Raw genomic sequence first — 26,730 nt, forward strand, 5'->3', positions numbered from 1 at the left:
TCTGCGCCAATGATACTTTGGGGTTCCCCCATGGGAAAGTAGGGCATCGCCAGGCTACTGTACAACTAAAAACCCGCTAATCGCGGGTTTTTTCTTTATAAGCACCGGCTTTTGCTTTATTTCTTTGTTGAATGCTTGTTTCCGGTACTCATCTGTATAGGAATTAATTTTTTATTTGCTATCAATATTTTTACTCCTAAAGAATCAAAAATTGATTTCATTTTCTGATCTCTATGTGCTACTGCTTTTTTAGAATTTGTCTTATTACTTGTGGATAGCTTTAATTAAGATTTGTTAGGCTCTATAATGAACTTTTATTCTTGCGCTTGAGTTTTTATGTCCTTAAAAGAAAATTCAAAGATTAAAGTAGCAGTTCTGTATGGTGGTCGATCCGCTGAACATGAAGTTTCACTGTTATCTGCTGCATCAGTGATTAAACATTTAGATAAAAATAAATTTACCGTTATCCCTATCGGTATCGATAAACAAGGACGGGGTTATATCAATGAGTATCAGCATCTGTATCTTAATGATGGAATTGTGTTAAAGACTAAAAAGGCTGAGCACTTGCATAGTTTATCAGAACTAACCCAGCGCAAAAAAAATCTTCCTGATGTCGTTTTCCCAGTATTACACGGGACTTTTGGTGAAGATGGTACGATACAGGGTTTATTAGAAATATTAGGTTTGGCTTATGTCGGTGCAGATGTATTAGGCTCGGCTATTGGTATGGACAAAGATGTAGCTAAACGCTTAGCCCATGCCGCCGAAATTCCGGTTGTGCCCTTTTTAAGCTTTAATTCGGGTCTTTGGTCAGTTAAAAAAGAACAGCTAATTCAAAACATTGAGCAAAAAATACCGTATCCGCTGTTTGTTAAACCAGCGAATTCAGGTTCAAGTTTGGGTGTGAGTAAAGTAAAAAAACCAGATGATCTCGCAGCCGCCATCGAATTAGCTTTCACTTATAGTACTAAAGTATTGCTTGAGCAAGCATTTGAAATCCGTGAAATTGAAATGGCGGTATTAGAAAATCTGCAATGGGGGGCTGAACCATTAGTGAGCCGTGTCGGTGAGATTATACCGAGCCACGAATTTTATTCTTATGAAGCCAAATATTTGGACCCTAAAGGTGCAGAATTGATCATTCCGGCCACATTGCAAGAAGGTCAATGGCAACAATTAAAGCATTTAGCGATAAAAATTTTTAACTGCTTAGATTGCTCAGGGATGGCTCGAATTGATTTCTTTATTGAAAAACAATCGCAAAAAATCTATTTTAATGAGCTTAATACTATCCCGGGATTTACACAGATCAGCATGTATCCCAAATTATGGGAGGCATCGGGCCTTTCCTATCAACAACTATTGACACAGTTAATCGAATTAGCTTTGGCACGCCATCAACGTCTTTCGTTGCTGAAAAGATCGATTTAATGTTAATTTTAATACAAATAGTTTTAATTTAAGCAGCATAAGATTCTAATTTTATTTTTTGAAAAAACTCTGGTATTTGTTGTTGCAGCAGTGCATCGATCTTTAATGCACGTGGTTGATAAGTCCAAGGTCGGCGCGGATAGATTCTATCATTAACCCAATGTACTGACCAATCACTAGTGGTGTTAATGCATGCCGCAGCGAAATTTCTTAAGTGATATTTTTCTTCTATCTCTAAGCATCCTGCTAGAAAAATATCGATATAAGATTCGACTAGAGGATAGCGTGCGGATGGTGGAGCCAGTAATTCAGGTTTGAGTTCATAGATCCAAAATTGTCCTTGTGGTAATTTTTTTCCAGTTAACAAGTGAATATTGCTCGGCGCAACCAGGACGCGACAGTAGTATTTTTCTCGTGCATCGTAATGTTTGATTGATCTAGGAGAGCGTAAATTGAAGATTGTGCCATTAAAGTGTGCGGTTTTACTTTTAATGACGCCTAGATAAGTGGTACTAAAGCCATCCGATAAACCTTTAGAGAACCAACCCCGTTGATAGTGTGCTATCCAAACCGGTTTATTTTCGCCACTATGCCGATCGGTTGCATTTTTTGAGGCGGCTTCTATTAGTGAACCATAGGCAATAATGTATTGTGGGCGATGAGAATTGACTAAAGGATGGCAGGCACAATCATTCTCTGCAAACACCGCGCGATTGAATAAGAGGATTACAATAAAGATAAAAGCTTGCTTGACAATCCATTTATGCATATCAATTGCTCATAGGAAATTTTAAATAGAGAAGCTTAAGTTTATTTTAAGCACGGATAGATTGTAAAGTTTATAAGTGCATTATGATTAGCGAATTGAATTTTTTTATAGTGTATTGAAAAGTAAATGCCTAAAATTGTTACGAGGGAGATTGTTTTCAAAATTATTGAAAGAATTTTGAGGTGTATTATGTTTAAACTCATTGTTTTTTGGAGATTTTCGAGCAGGAAACAGACATAGAGCAGAGGTAGGGCTAGAAATTTTTTCTGTTGTGTTCGTTAGGGTTGGCTTAAAATTTTCTGAGTATAATTTTTCTGTATAATTTGAGCAGTGTTTTTTGAGTGTGTTCCAATCGATTTCTTGTTGGTGCCCATGCATTTGGTTTAACAAAGTAAAAACGTTAACCGAAAATAATACTAATGAAATTATGCAAATTAAAGTAATACTGAGTGTATTTACCGGTAGGATAGCCAGTGCAATAAATGAAACAATCACACTCACAAAGAGACTTAATAATAAAAAGAGGCGGATACGTTCACTGGCTAAAAAAGCATTATCACATTCTTTGAGATAATTATTAAGGTTATGAACTAATTGTATAGATTCGGGGGATGCCGAGTTTTCAGCATTGAGGTGGAGAAGGGTAGTTAAAGTTTCTTTGACTAAGTCAATATCGCACCCTAATAAGAAGGGTTGAGTAGAAAGTGGCAGCCAATAATATTCCATTTCAATGTACATTTTATTTTCCTTAAATTTCCCAACCTTAATATTTTTTCATCCTAGCATTTATTAAATTCTAGCTCAATCATAAAGAATATTCAGGAAATTTTTTTGAAATAAATCGATTTCTATGGCACTCATAGTGAACTGCTGGGTTAACCCAGCTTCTATTAGATGAATATAAATTAAGTACATGATGCATTAAGTATAGAATTTTGCCCAGCGAAGGTTGTATACTAGCAACAAAATTGCTCAGGGTAACGAAAAAACGATGTTACAGAATTATTTTCCCATACTGATTTTTATTGCTTTTGGCTTGTTTATTGGTGTGGCAGCTTTATCAATCGGGCATTTAACGGGTTTACAACGTCCTGATCAGGCGAAGTTGTCTTCGTATGAATGTGGGTTTCCAGGTATTAGCGATGCACGATTACCTTTTGACATCCGTTATTATCTCGTCGCTATTTTATTCATTATTTTTGACCTAGAGACTGCCTTTTTATTTCCTTGGGCCGTTTCTTTACGTCACATTGGTCTACCCGGTTTAATAGCAATGGGAATCTTTTTGAGTCTATTATTGATAGGTTTTATATATGAGTGGAAAAAAGGGGCCTTACAATGGGAATAGAACCATTATTACAACAACAAGGTTTTGTCACCACATCATTAGATAAGCTACTGGGCTGGGCGCGTAGTGGATCCTTATGGCCGATGTCATTTGGCTTGGCGTGTTGTGCAGTAGAAATGATGCATTCGGCTGCAGCGCGTTATGACCTAGATAGATTTGGTATCGTATTTCGTCCGAGTCCTCGGCAGTCCGATGTCATGATCGTTGCAGGAACCTTATGCAATAAAATGGCTCCCGCTTTACGCAAGGTTTACGATCAAATGGCCGAACCGCGATGGGTTATATCAATGGGATCCTGTGCAAACGGCGGAGGTTATTATCATTATTCCTACTCCGTAGTCCGTGGATGCGATAGAATTGTACCCGTGGACGTGTATGTTCCGGGTTGTCCACCGACAGCAGAAGCATTGGTGTATGGCGTTATACAATTACAAAATAAAATAAAAAAAACTCACTTTATTGAGCGTACTTAAGTATGTCAGACGCTGTGCTACCACTCCAAAAAATAAACCAACGTTTTGATTCTGTTATTCAGGAAATAACTGTCGCGTGTGGCGAAATCAGTTTAGAGATTTCTGCTGAAAAGTTACATGAGGTTTGTTTAGCACTACGTGATGAAGCGGATTTTAAATTTGAATTACTCGTGGATGTTTGTGTGGTGGACTATGCTGAGTATGGCATCAGTGAATGGACGACCGAACGATCAACTTTAACCGGTTTTGAACGGGGTGTAGATACCACCGGTGATCTACATCCGGTGGCTTGGACTAAGTCACGTTTTGCAGTGGTCTACCATTTCTTATCACTCACGCATAATCAGCGTTTACGTTTGCGTGTTTTTGCTAATGGTGAACCACCACAAGTGCCATCGATTATTAAATTATGGCCAGCAGCTAATTGGTATGAACGAGAAGCGTTTGATCTGTACGGGGTTTTTTTTAATGGCCATCCTGATTTGCGACGTTTGTTAACCGATTATGGTTTTGTCGGTCACCCTTTTCGTAAAGATTTTCCGTTATCGGGACATGTCGAGGTACGTTATGACGCAAGCGAGGGTCGAGTTATTTACCAGCCGGTCACGGTGGTGCCACGGACCTTAGTACCAAAAACCATTCGTAAAACAACAAATGAAGATACTTTAACCTGTTTTCATAAAAAACCAGAGTGAGTGTTACATGCCTGAAATACGTAATTACACTTTAAATTTTGGTCCGCAGCATCCTGCGGCGCACGGTGTGTTGCGTTTAATCTTAGAATTAGACGGTGAAGTCATCCAATCGGCCGATGCGCATATTGGTTTGTTACATCGCGCGACAGAAAAGCTAGCTGAATCTAAACCTTACAACCAAAGTATTGGTTACATGGATCGCTTGGACTATGTTTCCATGATGTGTAATGAACACGCGTATGTTTTGGCGATCGAAAAATTATTGGGTGTGACGCCTCCGAAACGCGCCCAATATATTCGCGTCATGTTTGACGAAATGACGCGACTCTTGAACCATTTATTATGGTTAGGTGCGCATGCCTTAGATCTAGGTGCAGTGACGGTCTTTTTATATTGCTTTCGGGAGCGCGAAGATTTAATCGACTGCTATGAAGCGGTGTCAGGTTCGCGTATGCACGCCACCTATTATAGACCGGGTGGTGTGTATCGTGACTTACCGGATAAAATGCCGCAATATAAACCTTCACAATGGCATAATGAGAAAGAAACGCGCGAGATGAATGCCAATCGACAGGGAAGCCTATTAGACTTTATTGAAAGTTTTATTACTCGATTTCCTAAACGGATAGACGATTATGAAACCTTACTCACCGACAATCGTATTTGGAAACAACGAACCGTCGGTATTGGCGTATTATCGGCAGAACGCGCTTTACAATTAGGATGCACCGGTCCTATTTTACGTGCCTCGGGCGTTGCTTGGGATCTGCGTAAGAAACAACCGTATGAAGTGTATGATGAATTAGATTTTGATATCCCAATAGGTAGATTTGGCGATTGTTATGATCGTTATTTGGTACGAATCGAAGAAATGCGCCAATCAAATGCTTTAATTAAGCAATGTGTGAGTTGGTTACGGGCTAATCCTGGTCCAGTTACATTGATCGAGCATAAAGTAGTGCCACCGACGCGTTTGCAGATGAAAGAAGATATGGAATCACTGATCCATCATTTTAAGCTTTTTAGTGAAGGTTACTGCGTGCCACCGGGTGAAGCTTATGCCGCGATAGAGCATCCTAAAGGAGAGTTTGGAATTTATATGGTATCGGATGGCGCTAATAAACCTTATCGGGTTAAAATACGCGCAGCGGGGTTTCCACATTTGGCGGCTTTAAATGAATTGGTTTCCGGACATATGATTGCTGATTTAGTCGCTATACTGTCCAGTCTTGATATCGTATTTGGTGAAATCGATCGATGAAGCAAGTGACGAATAACAAAAGCGAAATATTGCCCGATGATTTAAAAATCGCTATTGAAAAATGGGCCAAGAAATATCCGCCTGATCGTAGACAATCGGCGGTGTTACCGGCGTTGACTCTAGCGCAGGATTATAATGGAGGGTATTTATCTCAAGACTTAATTGATGCCGTGGCCGATTATTTAGAGATGTCACGCGTGACAGCCTATGAAGTGGCTACGTTTTATACGCTTTATGAACTTAAACCGATAGGTCGGCATAAAATTGGGGTATGTACTAACGTTTCTTGTATGCTGAGCGGTTGCGACAAGATTGTTAAACATTTGCAAAATCGTTTGCAAATTAATCTCGGCGAAACAACCGCTGACGAAAAATTTACTTTACGTGAAGTCGAATGCTTAGGTGCTTGTGCAAACGCCCCGGTAGTGCATATCGGACATCGTTATTATGAAGATTTAACACCTGAAAAAATAGATAAAATCTTGGATAACTTAGATGGCGAATGATATTTGTTTCCGTACCTTACATTTTGACGAGCCATGGAGTCTCGCTAATTATCGGCGCGTGGGTGGCTATCAAGTCTGGGAAAAGATCCTAAAAGAAAAAACGCCTGCGGAAAAAATTATTGCTGAATTGAAACTTTCTTATTTACGCGGTCGTGGGGGAGCAGGGTTTCCGACGGGCTTAAAATGGAGCTTTATTACGCGGGGCGCTCCGGGTCAAAAATACATATTATGTAATTCGGATGAAGGAGAACCTGGAACCTGCAAAGATCGCGATATTTTACGTTTTAATCCGCATCAAGTAATTGAAGGGATGGCTATTGCCGCTTATGTGATGGGCGCTAGTGTGGGTTATAACTACATACGTGGCGAATACTATGAGCCCTTTGAGCGCTGTGAAACAGCGATAGCAGAAGCGTATGAAGCCGGTTTATTAGGTACTAATATTTTAGATTCCGGATTTGATTTTCAACTGTATAACCATTTAGGCGCCGGTGCTTATATTTGCGGTGAAGAAACCGCTTTAATGGAGTCTCTAGAAGGAAAAAAAGGATTTCCGCGATTTAAGCCACCTTTCCCAGCGAATTATGGTTTATATGGGCGTCCGACTACCATTAATAATACGGAAACTTTAGCTTCCGTTCCGGTGATATTACAAAAAGGGGGGCAATGGTTTTTAGAATTAGGGAAACCTAACAACGGTGGTTGTAAATTATTCAGTGTGACGGGTCATGTCAATAAACCGGGTAATTACGAAGTGCCTTTAGGTATTCCATTTAAAGAACTATTAGCACTGGCAGGGGGTATGAAAGACGGGAGAAACTTAAAAGCAGTGATTCCAGGCGGATCGTCTATGCCGGTATTAACCGCAGAGGCGATATGGAATACAACGATGGATTATGATTCGATTGCTAAAGCCGGTTCGATGTTAGGTTCTGGCGGGGTGATCGTCATGGACGAAACGACTTGCATGGTGAAAATTTTAACGCGTATTGCACATTTTTATAAAGAAGAATCCTGTGGTCAATGTACTCCCTGTCGTGAAGGAACCGGTTGGGTGTGGCGTGTATTACGCCGAATAGAACACGGCCTAGGACGACTGAGTGATCTGGATTTATTAGAGAGTGTGGCAGGAAAGATTATGGGGCATACCATTTGTGCCTTAGGTGATGCGGCGGCGATGCCAGTACAAAGTTTTATTAAACACTTTCGTCATGATTTTATTGAACATATTGAAAATAAGCGGTGTCCAGTCGGTGATACTCATGAATGTTAGTTTTTTATTCGTTAGGAGTGCTCTGGGTCCTGTTACTGGGAAACACTTTTTTTGTTGGCTTATGCCACAAAAGAAAGTGGTTTCCCGTGCCACCCAGTGCGCTTGTTACGTGAAAGCTAACAGGCAAGCAAGTGGTGGGGTGATATGATAGATATTGAAATAGATGGTCGTACACTATACGTCGAACAAAATGCCACCATTATAGAAGCGGCTGATAAAGCAGGTATTTATATTCCGCGTTTTTGCTACCATAAAAAACTTTCCATCGTTGCTAATTGTCGTATGTGTTTGGTCGAGGTTGAAAAATCCGGAAAACCATTGCCGGCTTGCGCTACTCCAGTAACAGCCGGTATGAAAGTTTTTACTACATCAGCAAAAACTAAAGAAGCACAACGTTCGGTGATGGAATTTTTATTGATTAATCATCCCTTAGATTGCCCTATTTGTGATCAAGGCGGCGAATGTGAATTACAAGATCTTTCCTTAGGTTATGGTTCCTCACTGTCACGGTTTACTGAAGGTAAACGTTCAGTCAAAGATGATAATCTTGGGCCCTTGATTTCAACTGAAATGACACGCTGTATCCAATGTACCCGTTGTGTACGTTTTGGTCAGGAAATTGCTGGAATTAAAGAATTAGGGACACTGAATCGTGGCGAAGATTTGCAAATCAGCACGTATATCGAACATAGTTTGGAATCGGAATTATCGGGGAATATAATTGATCTTTGTCCTGTGGGGGCATTGACGTCAAAACCCTTTCGATTTACTGCACGTGCTTGGGAATTACAACAATCCGCTTCAATAGCACCGCATGATTGCTTAGGCTCTAATATTTATTTGCATACCCGTCGTGGACAGGTGATGCGGGCAGTGCCATGTGAAAATGAAGCCATCAATGAAACGTGGATATCGGATCGCGATCGATATAGTTATCTGGGTATTCATAGTAAAGAACGATGGACAAAACCGCATATTAAAGAAAATGGACAATGGTTTATTGTCGATTGGGAAACTGCATTAGCAAAAGTGGTGACTGAGTTTAAAAAAATTCTGAAAAAACAAGGCCCTCACGTTATCGGAGGTTTAATTTCACCTTCTAGTACGACAGAAGAATTTTATTTTTTCCAAAAATTATTGCGTAGCTTAGGGTCATCGCATATTGATCATCGTTTGCATCAAACCGATGTGTCTGATCAAATGCAGGCAACGCTTTGCCCGCCAGGGATCACGCTATCTGAATTCGAGAAGGCTAATTTTGTTTGGTTGGTGGGTTCTAATATTCGGCGTGAACAACCGATAGCTGCACATCGTTTACGCAAAGCAAATCTAGCTGGAACAAAAATTGCCAGTCTCCATTGTGTGGATATCAGTGTTCCTTTTACATTGCATGAAAATCTGTGCGTGAGTCCTGATGCATTGATACCGACTTTATTAGGTATTGCGAAAGACTTGGCAGATGAAAAATCGATCGCAGCGTTTCCAGCGATTACGTCCAGTCTCGTGCAAAGTGATTTAGCTGAACAATTAAAAGCGTCAAAAAATTCCGTGATCGTTTTAGGTGCTTTAGCGCATAATCATCCGCAAGCGAGTTTAATTAGAACATTAACGCAGTTTATTGCTGCCCAAACGGGTGCACGCTGTGTGACTTTTACCGAAGGTGCGAATAGTGCTGGGGCTTGGTTAACCGGTGCGGTACCACATCGTTTGCCAGGGGGTGTTTCCGTTGCTGAACCTGGTTTATCCGCCGCTGAGATGATCAATGCCGATTTACGCGCATTTATTTTATTGAATATCGAACCCACTTTAGATTGTGCTAATCCGCAACGTGTCAGTCAGGCATTAAAGCAAGCCGATTTTGTCTTGGCTTTATCACCTTTTAAAGCGAAATCGTTGTTAGATCATGCGCATGTCATTTTACCGATGGCAACATTTGCTGAGATTGAAGGCAGCTTTATCAATATGGCGGGTTGTTGGCAAACCTTTTCAGCAGCAATGCCACCGCTAGGTCTAGCACGTTCTGCATGGGAAATTCTGCAAACTTTAGGCAAGAGTTTGGAGTTAGCCCACTTTAGTCGATCCGATCATGCCTTTATTCGTGAAGAATTGGAACCCACATTACTGGAATATCTTGGATTAGCGTCTATGGCCGCTAAACTTGATAATAAACAAAAACTAATTATCGACTTAAGTCGCAACACAGAAAAAAATTCAAATGCGAAACGTATTTTGCGTATTAGTGAATGGCCTATTTATGGTATTGATAGTTTGGTACGTCGATCAATCGCATTACAGGCTTCAGCAACGAATGCTCCCGTTACTGTTGCGATGAACTCCGCATTAGCCAGTGAATTAAATTTTACTTCGGGTCAATTAATTCGTATCGAACAAGGATTAGGGCAGGCTTTATTACCTTTGTCGATACAAGCAGGACTACCTGATCATTGTGTTTATATTGCTGCGGGTTGTGAAGAAACCGCCGCTTTGGGCGAGTCATTTGGCGAGGTTAAACTCTATGCTGAATGATTTAGTGTTATTAATTTGGATCTTGATTAAGATCATTGTCATTACCATCCCTTTACTGTTTACCGTAGCGTATTTAACCTTTATTGAACGTAAGGGCATCGGTTATATGCAAACTCGGATAGGACCGAATCGGGTGGGACCTTTAGGTTTTCTACAACCGATTGCCGATGTCGTTAAACTCATTACCAAAGAAATTATTGTTCCTACAGCATCAAATCGTTATTTATTTATTTTAGCCCCAATTATTACGATCGCACCGGCGTTAGCCGCTTGGGCCGTTATCCCATTTAGCGAAGGGTTGGCATTAACGCAAATTAATGCGGGTGTACTTTATTTGTTTGCGATTACATCTTTGGGTGTGTATGGCATTTTAATAGCAGGTTGGGCGACGAATTCTAAATATGCTTTGCTAGGTTCGTTACGGGCAGCGGCGCAGACTATTTCGTATGAAATTGCTATGGGCTTTTCATTTGTCGGTGTTTTATTAGCGGCGGGTAGCATGAATCTACATGATATTGTGTTGCGTCAGCAGGGAGGTATTTGGCATTGGTATTGGTTACCGCTATTACCACTTTTCGTATGCTATTGGATTTCCGGAATTGCTGAAACCAATCGTGCCCCTTTTGATTTGGCAGAAGGAGAATCTGAAATCGTTGCTGGTTTTCATGTTGAATATTCAGGTGTGAGTTTTGCTTTATTCTTTCTCGCTGAATATATGAATATGATTTTGATTTCAGCGATTGCTAGCTTATTGTTCTTAGGCGGCTGGTTATCACCTTTTCAAGGCATCCCCTTTTTAGATAAGGCATTGATTTGGGTTCCTGGTATCATTTGGTTTTTTATCAAAATGGCTAGTTTTTTAGGTCTTTTTATTTGGTCGCGAGCGACTTTTCCACGTTATCGCTACGACCAATTAATGCGTTTAGGTTGGAAAGTGTTAATTCCAGTGACTTTACTTTGGATATCAATCGTGGCATTAGCGGTACAATTTAAATGGGGCCCTTGGTTTAACGCATGAACTTGTTAAGAAAAATAGTACAGCTTATTAAAACCTTTACGCTTTGGGAACTTTTTAAGGGACTGAGCTTGACCGGCCGACATTTTTTTAAGAAAAAAGTGACGATCCAATTTCCCGAAGAAGAAACGCCACGTTCAGTCCGCTTTCGCGGTTTACATGCTTTACGTCGTTATCCCAATGGTGAGGAGCGCTGTATTGCGTGTAAATTATGTGAAGCAGTCTGTCCAGCGTTAGCCATTACGATTGAAGCAGAGCCGCGTGATGATGGCTTGCGACGCACGACCTTATATGAAATTGATTTATTTAAATGTATTTATTGCGGATTTTGTGAAGAATCCTGTCCGGTAGATGCCATCGTCGAAACCAATATTCCACATTATCATTTTGAAAATCGTGGTGAGGAGATTATGACCAAAGAAAAATTGCTGGCCATCGGTGATCGGTATGAAAAACAGATAGCACAAGAAAGGGAAGAAGATGCCCCTTACCGTTAAAACCAAAATCGTTGCTTTTTGTTTAATTTCGTTGTTAGATTTTAAAATAGTTAAAGCGTTATTATGATCATTCCTATTCAATCCTGCGCATTTTATTTTTTTGCTATATTGTTAATTGCTGCGGCTTTAATGACGATCATTTCGCGTAATCCGGTTCGCTGCGCCTTGTTTTTAGTATTAGCTTTTTTTTCCGCCGCTGCTTTATGGATATTATTAGAGGCAGAATTTTTAGGTCTAATCTTGGTTTTAGTGTATGTGGGTGCGGTCATGACACTATTTTTATTCGTTATTATGACCTTAAATATTGATGACGCTAAAAAACAATACGGCTTCGTGCGTTACGTATTCTTTGCTGTAATCAGCGTACTGATTTTATTGGCATTACTTATCTATGCGGTATTTCCGCTTTCAGGCACAGCAGGGCTGCTGCCATTATCTGCACAAGCGAGTAATACACAAGCCTTAGGCGATGTACTGTATACACAGTATGTCTATCCATTTGAAATTACCGGTGTTTTATTGCTCGTAGGTATTATTGCGACCATTGCTTTAAGTTTTCGTGAAAAGCGTTTGAATAAAGCGATCGCACCTGAATTGCAACTTAAGGTTAAGCCTTCGGATCGATTACGAATTATAAAAATGCCAGCGGAGAGAAAAAAATGATTCCGTTAAATTATTACTTAATACTCGCCGCTATCGTATTTAGCTTGGGTTTACTAGGGTTGCTGATTAATCGGAAAAATATCATTATTTTACTGATGTGTGTCGAACTACTATTATTGGCCGTGAATATGAATTTTGTCGCATTCTCACATTTTTTTGCAGATTTATCCGGCCAAGTGTTTGTGTTTTTTGTGTTAGCCGTGGCAGCCGTTGAAGCCGCTATCGGTTTAGCGATACTAATTGTTTTATTCCGCACCCGACATAGCGTACAAGTCGATGCCTTAAATCGTTTAAAGGGGTAGTTGATAATGAGTCATTATCAGTTAATCAATCTGGCATTGGTATTATGCCCTTTAGCAGGAGCCTTGTTTGCAGGCTTAGGTGGTCGACGTGTCAGTGACAGGTTGGCACATTCAGTCACTATTTTAGGGGTTTCTATTTCATTTGTTTTATCGCTGTATTTTGCTTATCAGCTCTTTTTTTTACATGGTGGGACGTATGATGAAAATCTTTATTTATGGGATTTCACCGGTAAATTTCGCTTTAATATCGGGTTTTTAGTTGATCCATTAACGGTGGTGATGTTTCTTATCGTGACATTTATCTCGTTGATAGTACATATTTATAGTGTCACTTACATGGCCAGGGATCCAGGTTATAAGCGTTTTTTTAGTTATATGTCGGCATTTACATTTGCGATGTTGATGCTGGTGAGTGCAAATAATTTTCTCCAATTGTTTTTTGGCTGGGAAGCAGTGGGTTTAGTTTCGTATTTGTTGATTGGTTTTTGGTTTAAACGCGAAGCAGCAAATGCCGGAGGTTTAAAGGCTTTTCTGGTTAATCGAGTCGGTGATTTTGGTTTCTTTTTGGGCATTGCTTTATTATTTAATTATTTTGGTAGCTTAGATTATTCCCAAGTTTTTCATGCTGCGCCTGCACTGAAAGCTGCGAGCATCAGTATTTTTCCACACACTTCTTATTCAGTAATTGCTGTTATTTGTTTTCTATTATTTATTGGTGCAATGGGAAAATCTGCTCAAATACCGTTACATGTTTGGTTGCCTGAATCGATGGAAGGTCCTACACCTATTTCAGCGTTGATTCATGCCGCTACGATGGTTACAGCCGGTGTTTATTTAGTGGCACGTCTTTCGCCTTTATATGAATATGCGCCGAGTGTGTTAAATCTTATTTTAATTTTAGGTGCTACCACGGCTTTATTTATGGGTTTAGTGGCGATGGTACAGAATGACATAAAGCGCATCATTGCTTATTCCACCTTATCGCAACTGGGCTATATGATGGTTGGTTTAGGCGCTTCGGCGTATGCAGCAGGTATGTTTCATTTAGTGACGCACGCTTTTTTCAAAGCCTTATTATTTTTAGCGGCAGGCTCAGTCATTTTAACGATGCATCATGAACAAGATATTCGTAAAATGGGTGGCTTAGCGAAAGTGATGCCGATCACCTATGTTTGTTTTTTAATCGGTGCCTTAGCATTGGCGGCATTACCTCCTTTTTCAGGTTTTTATTCTAAGGATGCTATTATCGATGCGGTTCATGCATCAACTTTACCCGCAGCGCCTTATGCCTATTATTGTGTCTTAATCGGTGCATTGGTTACGGCATTTTATATTTTTCGTGCCTTTTTCTTAGTATTTCATACTCAAGCTCGCGTACCTATTAAGCATTATCAAAAAACCACTACGATAGTTAAATTTAGTTTAATTGTATTAGCCATTCCATCTGCCATTGCAGGGCTTTTATTAGCACAGTCTTTTTTAAATGTGCCAGGTTTACTCGCTGGAAGTCTTAGTGTGTTGCCCAATCATAACAGGATGGCAACTGAGCATCTGTTAAGTGCCGCAACTATTTTTTCTGCCATAGGTATCGTTTTGGCATGGTTTTTTTATCTGCAATTTCCTGCTATTCCTGCCTGGATGAAAAAACATTTTGCTTGGTTGTATCGTGTTTTAATCAATAAATATGGTTTTGATGCATTTAATCAGACCGTATTTACCAATGGTGGCCAACGTTTAGCAAAATTATTTTTTAATATTGATACGAATGTACTCGACGAGAAACTGATTGACGGATCAGGAAGATGTATTAGTTGGCTATCCAACGTATTGCGTCGTCTTCAGTCAGGTTATCTTTATCAATATGCATTCATTATGGTGTTTGGAATTATTATTTTTTTATTGGCTTATTCCTTGTAAATTAGTTGTAGTATAAGAATGTTATTAACTTTAGTTTATCAATTCGCTTTGTTCATACACAACCATTTATTAAGTTTACTTATCTGGTTGCCAGTGCTTGGCGGTGTGTTGGCAATTGCATTTAATGGCGATCGTTACCCCCAACGCGCCCGTGTTATCGCTTTAATCACTTCATTGATAACGTTGCTATTGTGTGTACCGTTGTATTTGGGTTTTAATCCTGCTTTAAGCAGTATGCAGTTTCAAGAAAATATCCCTTGGATTACTGTTTATAATATTAATTACGCTTTAGGTGTCGATGGTATTTCTTTACCACTCATTTTATTAACAGTATTTACTACTTTACTGGTTATTTTGGCGGCTTGGCGCAGTATCAATCTACGAGTTGCTCAATATATGGCGGCGTTTTTACTCATGCAAGGGATGATGGTAGGAACATTTGCTGCGACTGATTCAATCTTATTTTATGTGTTTTGGGAAGCAATACTCATTCCTATGTATTTGAGTATAGGGGTGTGGGGTAGTGATAACCGTTCGTATGCCTCGATAAAATTTTTCTTATATACCTTTTTCGGTTCGGCATTGATGTTGATTGCATTACTGTATCTCGGTGTACATAACCCAACGCATGATTTTTTGATTGCCCATTTTTATCCGATACCACTCAGTCTGCCTGTGCAGATATGGATCTTTATCGCTTTTTTAATTGCGTTTGCAGTCAAGATTCCGATGTGGCCTTTACATACCTGGTTACCTGATGCGCATACCGAAGCACCCGCGGGCGGATCAGTGGTATTAGCGGCATTAATGTTAAAGCTAGGAGGCTATGGTTTTCTGCGCTTTACGTTACCGATAGTTCCGGATGCCAGTCGTTTATTAGATGGTTTTATGATAGCGCTGGCCTTGATTGCTATCGTCTATATTGGCTTGGTCGCTTTAGCGCAAGTGGACATGAAACGTTTGATTGCTTATTCCTCGATCGCGCACATGGGCTTTGTGGTGTTGGGTTGTTTTATGCTATTTCCCATCATGACACATAGCCATAATACACTAATGGCGTATATGAGCTTAGAAGGCGCGATGGTACAGATGATTTCCCATGCTTTTAGTTCAGGGGCGATGTTTTTAGCGGTGGGGATGTTGGCGTACCGATTTCGGAGTCGTCTTATCAAAAATTATGGTGGTCTTGCTACCAGTATGCCTTTATTGGCGTCTTTTTTCATGTTGTTTGCCATGTCGAATGTCGGTTTGCCAGGTACGGCGGGCTTTGTTGGTGAATTTATGATCATCTTCAGTGCGATGCAAGCCAGCTTCTGGATTACCACGCTTGCTGCAAGCACGTTAATTATTAGTGCGGCTTATACACTCTATATGTACAAGCGCGTATTTTTTGGTGAAATAACGAATCCCTTGGTCGCTAAAACGAGTGATATCCATGGCTTTGAAAAATTAGTGTTTATTTTATTAAGTTTGGCAATTATTTTTATCGGTATTTATCCAGCTCCTTTATTGACGATCATGCATGCTTCGATAGACTCAATTTTACATTGGAGTTTGCAAACTAAATTATGATGACATTACAACAATTACTTCAATTTCCTGCACTTCCTGAAATCGCTTTATTGTTGATGACCTGTGTAGTTCTGTTACTTGATTTATTTGTGCAACAGAAATCCAATTTGATCACCTATAGTGCGACTCAAGTGAGTCTAGTGATTACATTGGCATTGCTTATCCATTTACATCACGTTCCGGCACAATTTTTGTTTCACCAACATTTTACTTGGGATCTGGTCGCTTATTTTGTTAAGTTGTGCATTTTGATCTTCAGCTTATTTGCTTTTGTCTATGCACGTGATGCGATTAAAACTCTTCACATTCATGCGGGGGAATATTATTTATTAGGTTTATTCTCAATACTAGGCATGTTGATATTGACGTCGGCGAATAGTTTATTAACCCTTTATCTGGGTTTAGAACTTTTATCCTTTCCGCTGTATGCGATGGTGGCTTTACAACGCCAATCGAGTCAAGGGGCCGAAGCCGCGATGAAATATTTTATTTTAGGCGCGCTGGCATCTGCTTTATTTTTATATGGTCTTTCTTTGCTGTATGGCGCTACTCATTCCCTGATCTTACCTGCTATCCATCAATCTTTACTCACAGGAGGACAATCCAGTGTATTACTTAGCACGGGACTTATTTTCATCCTGGCGGGTATCACATTTAAAATTGGTGCGGCACCTTTCCAGTTTTGGGTTCCAGATGTCTATCAAGGTGCGCCCACACCGGTTACTTTGTTTATCAGTGCGGCACCGAAAATAGCTGGTTTAGCACTGGCAATCCGGTTATTAGTTGATACCATGCCCAGCTTACTCAGCTATTGGCAGCCCTTATTAGCCGTTATTGCTATTTTATCCTTCAGTTTGGGCAATCTAGTGGCTATCGTGCAAAGTAATTTAAAGCGTATGTTGGCTTACTCGGCTATAGCCCATATGGGTTATGGCTTACTCGGCTTAGTTGCGGGCACGGCCATGGGATATGCCATGAGCCTCTTTTATATGCTGGCGTATGGGCTAATGGCTCTGGCCGCATTTGGTTTATTAGTCGTGATGAGTCAATCAGGTCAGGTTGAGCAAATCAGTGACTTAAGAGGGTTGAATGCGCGTAATCCTTGGCTAGCGTTAATGATGTTGTTAGCGATGTTTTCTATGGCGGGAATTCCACCGACTATCGGCTTTTTTGCTAAATTAGGTATATTAGAATCTCTAATTTCAGCCCATTTACTATGGGTAGCCACTTTGGCTATTATTTTTGCTATTATTGGTGCTTATTATTACATTTATATCATAAAAGTGATGTATTTTGAGGAGCCTGAACCCACTATACCCCGTTTAAGCGTAGCCTCTGATGCCTACCTTGCACTGAGTATTAATGCTATACTACTCCTCGTTCTCGGTTTATTTCCCAGTCAGTTAATCTGGCTGGCCAAAGCGGTTTTTTTTACTATTAACCACCCTGTTTATTAGAGGCGAGAAAACGAAATGAAAAAAATTTTTATTATTTTAATCCTATCATTGGGATTACAAGGTTGTCTGGCAGGTGCTTTTGTAGCCGGTAGTGCAACGACCGGCAGTTTGGTGACCGATCCGCGTCCTATTAATAGGATTAAAGCCGATGAGGAAATAAACTTTAGGGTTAATAGAAAACTGGCTAATGATCCGGTACTCAATGCCGAAACGCATATTTCCGCGGTGAGTTATAATCGAGTGGTTTTATTAACAGGTCAAGCCTATGATGAGGCCTTAAAAGCTAAGGCAGAACACTATGCCAAGAGTATTCCGAAAGTCCGACGTGTATTTAATGAAATTGTTCTAGGGATACCCACAACCGTTTACCGACGTGCTCAAGATGTGGGCATCACTTCAGAAGTTAAGGCTAAGATGTTTGCTAATAGAGCGCTTAAATCGAATAATTTTAAGATAGTCACTGAAGACGGCGTGGTGTATATATTGGGGATTGCGACGCCGAAACAAGCTGATTTAGCCGTAACGATAGCAAGAGAGTCTTCGGGTGTGAAAAAAGTGGTTAAGTTAATAGAATATAAAGAAGAATAAGAATTAAATTTTATAAATGAACTTTAAGTTCAGCAAACTGACTATACTAAAAGTGACTATTTAGGATAGGCTTAAAATATAAAGAGGTTACTGTGGGAATATTATACGGTGTATTAAATTTATCTTTTTGGGGATATGTCGTTGCCTTATTAATTTTAACGCATATCACTATTGTGGGTGTCACGGTGTATTTGCACCGATCTCAAGCGCATCGTGCTTTAGAGCTGCATCCCGCCATTAGTCATTTCTTCCGTTTTTGGATCTGGTTGACCACGGGTATGGAAACCAAAAAATGGGTTTCTATTCACCGTAAACATCATGCTAAGTGTGAAACGGACGAAGATCCACATAGTCCGCAAACTCGAGGCATTAAAAAAGTTTTTTTTGAGGGTGCTGAGTTGTATCGTGACGAAGCTAAAAATCAAGATACGATGGACCGTTATGGTCAAGGGACACCAGATGACTGGTTAGAACGACATGTCTATACTAAGCATAGCGCGGCAGGTATTGGATTGATGTTTGTTATTGATCTGATTTTATTTGGTATTCCTGGGATTACCATTTGGGCTTTACAGATGGCTTGGATACCTTTCTTTGCCGCGGGTGTGGTGAATGGTATCGGCCACTATTGGGGCTATCGAAACTTTGAATGTCCTGATGCGGCGCGAAATATTATTCCTTTAGGCGCCTTTATTGGTGGTGAGGAATTGCATAATAATCATCATACCTTTCCAACTTCAGCTAAGTTCTCGGTCAAATGGTGGGAATTTGATTTGGGTTGGGTTTATATTCGCTTATTACAATTTTTAGGTTTATCCAAGGTAAAACGAGTATCACCCAAACTTGAGAATATTCCAGGAAAATCACTGATTGATTCAGATACTTTAGCCGCATTGATTACGAATCGTTTTCAAGTGTTGGCGCGCTATAGTCGTGAGGTGTTATTACCGGTCTTGCATGAAGAAAAGCTAAAAGCGAATACTAGCAGTAAAGCGTTATTAAAGCGGGCTAAGATCGCATTAATTCGTACTGAGTCTTTATTAAACGAAGAAGGTAAACAGCAAATAGCTGAAGTGATAGATAATCATCATATGTTAGCGTTAGTTTATCAGTACCGTCTTAAACTACAGGCGATTTGGGGCCGTACCACAGCAACGCAGCGCGAGTTATTAGAAGCCTTACAGGATTGGTGTAAACAAGCCGAGGCAACGGGTGTGCATGCGTTACGGAAATTTGCGATAAGTTTAGCCGGATTTTCGACGCAAAAAAAATTAACTTAAAATAATAAATAGGACCTATAAAAAATAATTTTTCTGTTCATATTATTTTCTTTATGTTTGAAACGGCACCCATTATTCAAAAAATCAAAGAACTTGAAAACCGTAGTAGTGAATTACGGAGGTACCTTTGACTATCCCAGTAAACTTGAAAAACTCCAAGAGTTAAATCATGAGTTACAAGATCCGACTCTCTGGAATGATCCTGGAAAAGCTCAACACTTAGGCAAAGAGCGCGCGCAATTGCAGCAAATTGTCGAGATCTTTCAGCAATTGAAAAAGGGTCTTAGCGATATCAAAGATCTGCATGATTTAGCTGTTAATGAAGGGGCTGATGATTTATTAGCTACGCTGCCTCAAGAATTGAAACTATTAGAAACCCGTCTAGAACAACTCGAATTTAGACGAATGTTTCCACATGAATTAGATAAAAATTCTGCGTATTTAGAAATACAAGCCGGCTCAGGGGGTACTGAAGCGCAAGATTGGGCAGAAATGTTATTACGTATGTATCTACGTTGGGGAGAACAAAATTATTTTAAAGTTGATTTAATAGAAGTCTCTGCCGGCGAAGTTGCAGGAATAAAAAGTGCCACGATTAAATTTGAAGGTGAATATGCTTATGGTTGGTTGCGTACCGAAACCGGCGTGCATCGCTTAGTCCGTTTATCGCCTTTTGATGCGAACAAACGCCGTCATACGTCCTTTGCAGCAGTATTTGTATCACCCGAAGTTGATGAGTCCATCGATATAGAAATTAATGCAGCGGATTTACGTATTGATACCTATCGTGCTAGTGGTGCAGGTGGACAACATGTTAATCGTACCGATTCGGCAGTGCGCATCACACATATTCCTAGCGGTGTAGTGGTGCAATCACAAAGCGATCGATCGCAGCATAAAAACCGTGATCAAGCAATGAAGCAATTACGTGCAAAATTATACGAACTGGAATTACGAAAACGCGCTGAAGAAAAGCAAAATCAAGAGTTTTTGAAACGCGATATTGGTTGGGGTAGTCAGATACGTTCCTATATATTAGATGATGCGCGAATTAAGGATCTTCGCACGGGGGTTGAAACAGGTAATACGCAAGCGGTATTAAATGGTCATCTTAATCCTTTTTTGATAGCCAGTTTAAAGGCAGGATTATAATTATACGCTTCGCTATGAGTATATATTGCTGGGAATAATTACTTTTTTCTTGCTATCATCTGCTAAACTAGGACAGATTTAAAATCTGTAAGTTTGGAAAAATTTATCATGAGCCATGAAAAAATAACGATCTCCCATAATACTGAAGATTTATTTTCGCAACGTCTGGCGAAATTAAACGATTTACGACAAATTTCTGATGCTTATCCGAATACTTTTCGTCGCGATAGCTTGGCAGCTGATTTATATATCCAATTTGAACAAGCGAATGCTGAACTATTACATCAAAAGAATTTTTCTGTCCGACTTGCGGGTCGAGTTATGTTAAAACGTGATATGGGTAAAAGTTTATTTCTCGATATTCAAGATATGTCAGGGAAAATGCAAGTCTATGTTAAACAAGACAATATCGGACTAGAAGATTTTGAAGTGATTAAACGTTTAGATTTGGGTGATATTGTTGGCATTGTTGGTGTCCTATTTCGTACTAAAACCAATCAACTTTCTATAAAGGCAGAAAAGGTTTATTTATTAAGTAAATCCTTACGTCCATTACCAGATAAATTTCATGGTCTTTCTGAGTCGGATAAAGAACAACGTTATCGACAACGTTATTTAGATTTGATTAGCAACGAAAAAACTCGAAAAACATTTCAAATTCGTTCCCAACTGATCAATGGAATTCGTCAGTTTTTAAATCAGCGTGGTTTTGTTGAAGTTGAAACACCGATGATGCATGTTTTGCCTGGCGGTGCTTTAGCACGACCTTTTATCACCCATCATAATGCCTTAGATATGGAATTGTTTTTACGTGTGGCGCCAGAGTTACATTTAAAACGTTTAGTCGTGGGTGGTATGGAAAAAGTTTTTGAAATTAATCGTAATTTTCGTAACGAGGGACTTTCGACTCGACATAATCCCGAGTTCACGATGTTGGAATTTTATCAAGCTTATACCGATTATCATGATTTAATGGATTTAACTGAACAATTGATTCGTGAATTAGCGCAAACTATTTTGGACACTGAACAGTTGACTTATCAAGGAGAAACCTATGATTTGTCCAAGCCATTTAAACGTTTAAGTGTGATTAATGCCATACTTGAATATAATCCGCAGTGGCAGTTGAAAGATGTGACTGAATTGAGAACATTACAAAAAATTGCCGCTGATTTAAAGATTCCAGCGAGTGAGTCTGTCGGGCAATTACAGTTTGCCGTATTTGAAGAAACCGTTGAGCAAAAATTAAAACAACCCACGTTTATTACTGAATATCCGATTGATGTATCACCTTTAGCTAGACGTAATAATGACGACCCACAATTAGCGGATCGTTTTGAGCTTTACATCGGAGGACGAGAATTAGCAAATGGGTTTTCTGAGTTAAATGATCCAGAAGATCAAGCAGCACGCTTTAAACTACAAAGTCGATCGAAATTGGCGGGTGATTTAGAAGCAATGCCCTATGATGAAGATTATATTTTAGCACTGGAATATGGTTTGCCACCCACTGCTGGTGAGGGTATTGGTATTGATCGATTAGCGATGTTATTTACTGATTCAGCGTCGATTCGAGACGTTATTTTGTTTCCGTTAATGCGTCCAGAAACTAAAAGTGAATAGCGTCTAGCAAGAACACAAAAAAGCCTGCTCGCAAATGGAATCATTTGGGCAGGCTATTAATAGTTTTAACTATTTAATTTTATCTTCTTCAAACACTTCATGTTTGCGAGTGATAGGATCATATTTTTTAAATTTTAATTTATTCGGTGTAGCTTTCTTATTTTTACTAGTCGTGTAGTAGTAGGCACTCGCTGTAGATTTTAATTTAATTTTATCACGCATGATATAATGCTTCCCGGTTTAGACTTTTTCGCCACGCTGACGTAGCGTAGCGAGTACTTTATCAATGCCTTGCTTTTCAATAACCCGTAAACCATCAGCAGTTATTCTTAATTTAACAAAGCGTTTTTCGGCAGCTACCCAAAGGCGCCGAACGTGGAGATTAATCTGAAAACGACGTTTAGTTTTTCGGTTTGAGTGAGATACATTGTGCCCCACCATGGGCTTTTTACCCGTTACCTGACAGACCCTAGCCATAATAGTCCCCAATGCAGATTGATTATATAGAATAATGTCCGCTTTTATACCAAAAATGCAGCAGATTGTCAAAAAATTTACAATAAACCTTGACTAGCAAAAGAGGTCATACGGCCTTCTCCGATAATGATATGGTCTAATAGGCGCACATCAATGGCCGTTAAAATGGTTTTAATTTCTTGTGTAATCCTTTTATCTGCTTCACTGGGTTTAGCAATACCAGAAGGGTGATTGTGTGCCAAAATGACCGCTGCGGCATTATGTTGGTATACTTGCCGGATGAGCTCACGAGGGTAGACAGCTGCTTCGTTAATGCTTCCATGAAAGAGCTCTTTAAAATGAATAAAGCGATGGGCATTATCTAAAAATAAACAGCTAAAGACTTCATAAGGATAGGATTGCAACTTGTGCGTTAAATACTCATAAACATCCTGTGGGTTTTCGAAGGTGTTACGTTGTTCGAGATTTTCTTGTAAACAGCGTGTTGCTAGCTCTTTTGCGGCTTGGATCTGGACATATTTAGCGAGACCTAATCCCAGCGATTTTGTGAACTGTTCCAAACTGGCTGCAACGATGTAACGTAAGTCACCAAATTGCAAGAGAAGTTCACGACTAATATCCAGGGCAGTTTTTCCACGGACACCGGTACGAACGAATAGTGCTAACAATTCTGCATCAGATAAGACGGAGGCGCCATGAGAGAGTAATTTTTCACGGGGACGTTCTTTTGCAGGCCAATCAGTAATAGACATATTTACTTTTCCTTAAGTAGATTATTATTTTTTTATATATATTCTGCGCACTGGAATTTAAGCATTCCTTCCTTCACTATAGTATGTTGTTAAAATCCAATATTTGTGAGGTAGTTATAGACTCTTCAAGTAAGGATGCTAATCATATCTTATGCTTGATATGAGTAGAGATTATTATAGTAAATACCTATAATTTTAAATAGAGGTAGAATGCTTAAATGATGTTATTGACGGCATTCTTTTGCCATAATATGTTGCCACTCAAGTGTTGTGATCGGCATAACGGATAAGCGGTTACCTTTTTGTAATAAACGCATTTCTTTTAATTCAGGTTGAATTTTTAAATCTTCTAAAGAAAGGATCGATTTGAAAATTCTTATTAATTGTACATCAACACTATACCATCGCGGCTTACTGAGTGTGCTTTTAGGATCATAATGATGATCACTTACCTGCAAGGCTGTTTTATCTGGATAAGCAGTGTTAACTATTTTGATCATCCCAACGATTCCAGGCTTAGGACAGCTCGAATGATAAAAAAAAGCCAGATCACCTTTTTTCATTGCTTGTAGAAAATTTCGTGCTTGATAATTTCGTACACCATCCCAAGGTTCAGTTTGATGAGGTCGTTTGTCTAGATCTTGAATGCTAAAACAAGTGGGTTCAGATTTCATTAGCCAATAATTCACTTATTTTCCTCTTGTTTTGGATAACTATTAAATAATTTTTATGGAATTAATTTTTTTTGTAAAAAATTAATGATGTCATGATCGGGTAACAAATGCTCATTTTTTTCGGTTCGCGCTTTGTAGGCGATGACTTTCTCTTGTAAGGTTTTTTCACTAATGACTAAACGATGGGGAATACCAATGAGATCACTATCCGCAAACAGTAAACCGGGACGCTCTGCTCGATCATCGAGTAAGACGTCTATGCCTGCATCGCTCAATTGCTGATAGAGTGTATCGGCCGCATGGTTAACTTGTTTCGATCGATGATAGGCAATGGGCACTATCACCACTTGAAACGGGGCCATCGCTTGTGGCCAAATAATACCTTGTTCATCATGATTTTGTTCGATGGCTGCGCCAACAATACGGGATACACCAATTCCATAACACCCCATTTCCATGGGCAATAAACTTCCATCTTCGGTCGTGATGCTGGCATCCATAGCGAGAGAATATTTATTACCTAATTGGAAAATATGACCCACTTCGATACCACGTTCCATTTTTAAATGTCCTTTCCCATCCGGACTGGGATCACCGATTTGCACTTGGCGTAAATCGGCGACCTGCGGAAGTGGGCAATCGCGCTTCCAATTAACATGTGTATAGTGAAAACTTTCTTCATTAGCGCCACAGACAAAGTCTGCAAGCACGGCAGCAGAACGATCAACAATTAAAGGGATAGATAAACCAATGGGACCTAAATAACCGATACCAACGCCGGTTATGGCTAAGATATCGGTTTCCTCAGCAAATGTTAAAGGATGAGCGATTTCGTCTAATTTTTTAACCTTAGTAGGATTTAATTCATGATCACCACGTAATATAAGACCCACTAAAGGTTGTTGTCTTCCTTTAACGACTAATAATTTTATACATTGTTGTGGCGATATTTTTAAATAGTTACTCACCGCTGTAATAGTTTTTGTACCGGGTGTTTTTTCTTTTTTGAGTGGTGCCATGGGAGCAGGGCGTTGATTAATGACTAGGCTTTCTGCCAGCTCAGCATTTGCGGCATAATCACTGCTATCACTATAAAAAATTTGATCTTCGCCGGTTTGTGCTAATACTTGAAATTCTTGGGATTGACTCCCACCGATATTTCCTGTATCAGCTAAGACTGCACGAAATTTTAATCCTAAGCGCGTGAAAATTCGGCAATAGCTTTCATACATGTTCTGATAGGTGGCTGCCAACGATGCTTTATCTCGATGAAAAGAATAAGCATCTTTCATTATAAATTCGCGTGCGCGCATCACACCAAAACGTGGACGAATTTCATCACGAAATTTAGTTTGTATTTGGTAAAAAATAAGGGGTAATTGTTTGTAACTACGTACTTCGTTACGCACTAAAGAGGTAATGACTTCTTCATGTGTCGGACCAAGGCAAAACCAACGTTGATGTCTATCAGTAATACGGAGTAATTCGGGTCCATAGGCATTCCAGCGTTCGGATTCTTGCCAAAGCTCGGCCGGTTGTAGATTGGGCATCAGTACCTCTTGGCCGTGGATGCGATTCATCTCTTCGCGCACGATAGCTTCGACTTTGCGTAATACGCGCAAACCTAATGGCAGCCACGTGTAAACTCCAGAAGCAAGTTTACGAATCATGCCAGCCCGCAACATCAGTTGATGGCTTTTTATCTCGGCATCGGTGGGTGCTTCTTTGAGTGTGGGTAAATAGAGATGGCTGCTACGCATAATGGATCATGTCAATTGGTTATTTAATAGCTAGAGCTTACTATAGAATAGACCTTATGCAAAACCAGCGGGATAATTTCTTTTAAATTTTTATCGGCTGTTTTTTTATGAAGGCTAAACCTATTATTTTAGTGAGAACATAACTAATTAAGGATATTTCCCTTTTATTTTTTACTTAAACCTCGCTTTGCTGAGACCACTCACGAAAAAGATAGTAAGCGCACGCTGGCCAAAGTGTAAACACTGGATTAAAATGCCGGTTAATATTGTGAGTCGCGCAGGCTACCTTTAGCCCATCCGTCGGCGCACAATTTAAACGCCAATATCTGAATGAATGCAAAAAAACTGAGGAGTACTATGCCTATCTATGAATATGCATGTAAGGTCTGTGGCCATAAGTTTGATACTATACAAAGCTTTAGTGAAGAGCCTTTGATCGATTGTCCAGTATGTAAAGAACCGGCCTTGAAGAAACTTGTTTCGGCTTCGGCTTTTCATTTAAAGGGCAGTGGTTGGTATGTGACCGATTTTAAAAATCCACCAGTTAAAGCGAATAGTACAGAAAAAAATAAAGCTGAAAACGCAAGCAAGCCGGTAGAACCGAATAAAGAAGTCAATAAAGCTACAGAAGCAAATGCCAAAGACACCGTCGCCGCAAAACCCGTGGATAAAGCCAGTAAAACCGATAAATCGGGCGAAAAGTCCTCTTAAATTCA

27 protein-coding genes are annotated in these 26,730 nt (G+C 39.7%); 20 read left to right on the forward strand and 7 right to left on the reverse strand.

Translation table 11 applies throughout. From position 1 onward, the window contains the following. Positions 1 to 336: 336 nt before the first annotated feature. On the forward strand, positions 337 to 1,434 hold the full coding sequence (locus A1D18_RS02185; RefSeq protein ID WP_071662191.1) for a D-alanine--D-alanine ligase family protein: 1,098 nt from the start codon (positions 337 to 339) through the stop codon (positions 1,432 to 1,434). 28 nt (positions 1,435 to 1,462) lie between these two features. Here A1D18_RS02185 and A1D18_RS02190 read toward each other — a convergent pair whose 3' ends face one another. Together A1D18_RS02190 and A1D18_RS02195 are read right to left on the reverse strand one after the other, a co-directional pair. Continuing rightward, positions 1,463 to 2,203 (reverse strand): hypothetical protein, encoded by a 741-nt coding sequence (locus A1D18_RS02190; RefSeq protein WP_071662192.1) that lies wholly within the window; start codon positions 2,201 to 2,203, stop codon positions 1,463 to 1,465. A 105-nt stretch (positions 2,204 to 2,308) separates the two neighbouring features. Next, positions 2,309 to 2,941 carry a hypothetical protein gene (locus A1D18_RS02195; protein ID WP_071662193.1) on the reverse strand — a complete coding sequence of 211 codons (633 nt, stop codon included), beginning with the start codon at positions 2,939 to 2,941 and terminating at the stop codon, positions 2,309 to 2,311. 253 nt (positions 2,942 to 3,194) lie between these two features. On the opposite strand from A1D18_RS02195, the gene A1D18_RS02200 reads away from it, so the two are divergent. The 18 genes from A1D18_RS02200 (at position 3,195) to lysS (ending at position 22,351) form a co-directional block, all read left to right on the forward strand. Beyond that, positions 3,195 to 3,551, forward strand: coding sequence for an NADH-quinone oxidoreductase subunit A (locus A1D18_RS02200; protein ID WP_071662194.1), 357 nt, complete (start codon positions 3,195 to 3,197; stop codon positions 3,549 to 3,551). Next, positions 3,542 to 4,024 carry a NuoB/complex I 20 kDa subunit family protein gene (locus tag A1D18_RS02205; RefSeq protein WP_071662195.1) on the forward strand — a complete coding sequence of 161 codons (483 nt, stop codon included), beginning with the start codon at positions 3,542 to 3,544 and terminating at the stop codon, positions 4,022 to 4,024. The genes A1D18_RS02200 and A1D18_RS02205 overlap by 10 nt, the downstream gene beginning before the upstream one ends. 2 nt (positions 4,025 to 4,026) lie before the next feature. Continuing rightward, positions 4,027 to 4,719 (forward strand): NADH-quinone oxidoreductase subunit C, encoded by a 693-nt coding sequence (locus A1D18_RS02210; protein ID WP_071662196.1) that lies wholly within the window; start codon positions 4,027 to 4,029, stop codon positions 4,717 to 4,719. Between the two features lie 7 nt (positions 4,720 to 4,726). Next, positions 4,727 to 5,980 carry an NADH-quinone oxidoreductase subunit D gene (locus A1D18_RS02215; protein WP_071662197.1) on the forward strand — a complete coding sequence of 418 codons (1,254 nt, stop codon included), beginning with the start codon at positions 4,727 to 4,729 and terminating at the stop codon, positions 5,978 to 5,980. After that, a complete protein-coding gene (locus tag A1D18_RS02220; RefSeq protein WP_071662198.1) occupies positions 5,977 to 6,486 on the forward strand; it encodes an NADH-quinone oxidoreductase subunit NuoE family protein in 510 nt (169 codons plus the stop codon). The genes A1D18_RS02215 and A1D18_RS02220 overlap by 4 nt, the downstream gene beginning before the upstream one ends. Beyond that, a complete protein-coding gene (gene nuoF / locus A1D18_RS02225; RefSeq protein ID WP_071662199.1) occupies positions 6,476 to 7,759 on the forward strand; it encodes an NADH-quinone oxidoreductase subunit NuoF in 1,284 nt (427 codons plus the stop codon). Before A1D18_RS02220 ends, nuoF begins: the two co-directional genes overlap by 11 nt. Positions 7,760 to 7,903: 144 nt before the next feature. After that, positions 7,904 to 10,285, forward strand: a complete 2,382-nt coding sequence (nuoG, locus tag A1D18_RS02230) for an NADH-quinone oxidoreductase subunit NuoG (protein WP_071662200.1) — start codon at positions 7,904 to 7,906, stop codon at positions 10,283 to 10,285. Then, the gene (gene nuoH, locus A1D18_RS02235) at positions 10,275 to 11,303 is read left to right on the forward strand and encodes an NADH-quinone oxidoreductase subunit NuoH (RefSeq protein ID WP_071662201.1); all 1,029 of its coding nucleotides are present in this window, start codon (positions 10,275 to 10,277) and stop codon (positions 11,301 to 11,303) included. The genes nuoG and nuoH overlap by 11 nt, the downstream gene beginning before the upstream one ends. Continuing rightward, complete coding sequence (nuoI, locus tag A1D18_RS02240; protein ID WP_071662202.1) at positions 11,300 to 11,797, forward strand: NADH-quinone oxidoreductase subunit NuoI; 498 nt, start codon at positions 11,300 to 11,302, stop codon at positions 11,795 to 11,797. The genes nuoH and nuoI overlap by 4 nt, the downstream gene beginning before the upstream one ends. 66 nt (positions 11,798 to 11,863) lie before the next feature. Further along, positions 11,864 to 12,460 carry an NADH-quinone oxidoreductase subunit J gene (locus tag A1D18_RS02245; RefSeq protein WP_143750425.1) on the forward strand — a complete coding sequence of 199 codons (597 nt, stop codon included), beginning with the start codon at positions 11,864 to 11,866 and terminating at the stop codon, positions 12,458 to 12,460. Next, positions 12,457 to 12,762 (forward strand): NADH-quinone oxidoreductase subunit NuoK, encoded by a 306-nt coding sequence (gene nuoK / locus A1D18_RS02250; protein ID WP_071662204.1) that lies wholly within the window; start codon positions 12,457 to 12,459, stop codon positions 12,760 to 12,762. The genes A1D18_RS02245 and nuoK overlap by 4 nt, the downstream gene beginning before the upstream one ends. A 6-nt stretch (positions 12,763 to 12,768) precedes the next feature. Beyond that, positions 12,769 to 14,679: an NADH-quinone oxidoreductase subunit L gene (gene nuoL / locus A1D18_RS02255; protein WP_071662205.1), complete on the forward strand. Its 1,911-nt coding sequence runs from the start codon at positions 12,769 to 12,771 to the stop codon at positions 14,677 to 14,679. 18 nt (positions 14,680 to 14,697) lie between these two features. Then, positions 14,698 to 16,251 carry a complex I subunit 4 family protein gene (locus A1D18_RS02260; RefSeq protein WP_071662206.1) on the forward strand — a complete coding sequence of 518 codons (1,554 nt, stop codon included), beginning with the start codon at positions 14,698 to 14,700 and terminating at the stop codon, positions 16,249 to 16,251. Further along, a complete protein-coding gene (gene nuoN / locus A1D18_RS02265; RefSeq protein ID WP_084028701.1) occupies positions 16,248 to 17,708 on the forward strand; it encodes an NADH-quinone oxidoreductase subunit NuoN in 1,461 nt (486 codons plus the stop codon). Before A1D18_RS02260 ends, nuoN begins: the two co-directional genes overlap by 4 nt. A 15-nt stretch (positions 17,709 to 17,723) precedes the next feature. Beyond that, the gene (locus A1D18_RS02270; protein ID WP_071662207.1) at positions 17,724 to 18,296 is read left to right on the forward strand and encodes a BON domain-containing protein; all 573 of its coding nucleotides are present in this window, start codon (positions 17,724 to 17,726) and stop codon (positions 18,294 to 18,296) included. Positions 18,297 to 18,394: 98 nt separating this feature from the next. Next, positions 18,395 to 19,576, forward strand: coding sequence for a DesA family fatty acid desaturase (locus A1D18_RS02275; RefSeq protein WP_071662508.1), 1,182 nt, complete (start codon positions 18,395 to 18,397; stop codon positions 19,574 to 19,576). Positions 19,577 to 19,629: 53 nt separating this feature from the next. Beyond that, positions 19,630 to 20,728 (forward strand): peptide chain release factor 2 gene (prfB, locus tag A1D18_RS02280; RefSeq protein WP_216095016.1). Its coding sequence is split into 2 segments (ribosomal slippage): positions 19,630 to 19,704 and positions 19,706 to 20,728, totalling 1,098 coding nucleotides; the frame shifts between segments, so codons are not numbered across the junction. A 108-nt stretch (positions 20,729 to 20,836) separates the two neighbouring features. Beyond that, positions 20,837 to 22,351 (forward strand): lysine--tRNA ligase, encoded by a 1,515-nt coding sequence (lysS, locus tag A1D18_RS02285; protein WP_071662209.1) that lies wholly within the window; start codon positions 20,837 to 20,839, stop codon positions 22,349 to 22,351. 69 nt (positions 22,352 to 22,420) lie between these two features. Here the strand turns inward: lysS and rpmG are convergent, their stop codons facing one another. From rpmG to A1D18_RS02310, 5 genes are all read right to left on the reverse strand, one after another. Then, the gene (gene rpmG / locus A1D18_RS02290; protein WP_071662210.1) at positions 22,421 to 22,573 is read right to left on the reverse strand and encodes a 50S ribosomal protein L33; all 153 of its coding nucleotides are present in this window, start codon (positions 22,571 to 22,573) and stop codon (positions 22,421 to 22,423) included. Positions 22,574 to 22,591: 18 nt separating this feature from the next. Continuing rightward, on the reverse strand, positions 22,592 to 22,828 hold the full coding sequence (gene rpmB, locus A1D18_RS02295) for a 50S ribosomal protein L28 (RefSeq protein ID WP_071662211.1): 237 nt from the start codon (positions 22,826 to 22,828) through the stop codon (positions 22,592 to 22,594). A gap of 77 nt (positions 22,829 to 22,905) precedes the next feature. Further along, positions 22,906 to 23,580, reverse strand: coding sequence for a RadC family protein (gene radC / locus A1D18_RS02300; protein ID WP_071662212.1), 675 nt, complete (start codon positions 23,578 to 23,580; stop codon positions 22,906 to 22,908). Between the two features lie 224 nt (positions 23,581 to 23,804). Then, on the reverse strand, positions 23,805 to 24,269 hold the full coding sequence (locus A1D18_RS02305) for an EVE domain-containing protein (protein WP_071662213.1): 465 nt from the start codon (positions 24,267 to 24,269) through the stop codon (positions 23,805 to 23,807). A gap of 38 nt (positions 24,270 to 24,307) precedes the next feature. Continuing rightward, on the reverse strand, positions 24,308 to 26,014 hold the full coding sequence (locus A1D18_RS02310; RefSeq protein ID WP_071662214.1) for a proline--tRNA ligase: 1,707 nt from the start codon (positions 26,012 to 26,014) through the stop codon (positions 24,308 to 24,310). A gap of 357 nt (positions 26,015 to 26,371) precedes the next feature. Between A1D18_RS02310 and A1D18_RS02315 the strand changes: the two genes are divergently transcribed. After that, a complete protein-coding gene (locus tag A1D18_RS02315) occupies positions 26,372 to 26,725 on the forward strand; it encodes an FmdB family zinc ribbon protein (RefSeq protein WP_071662215.1) in 354 nt (117 codons plus the stop codon). Positions 26,726 to 26,730: the final 5 nt, after the last annotated feature.

The sequence above is a fragment of the Candidatus Rickettsiella isopodorum genome, assembly GCF_001881495.1.
Classification (GTDB): Bacteria; Pseudomonadota; Gammaproteobacteria; order Diplorickettsiales; family Diplorickettsiaceae; genus Aquirickettsiella; species Aquirickettsiella isopodorum.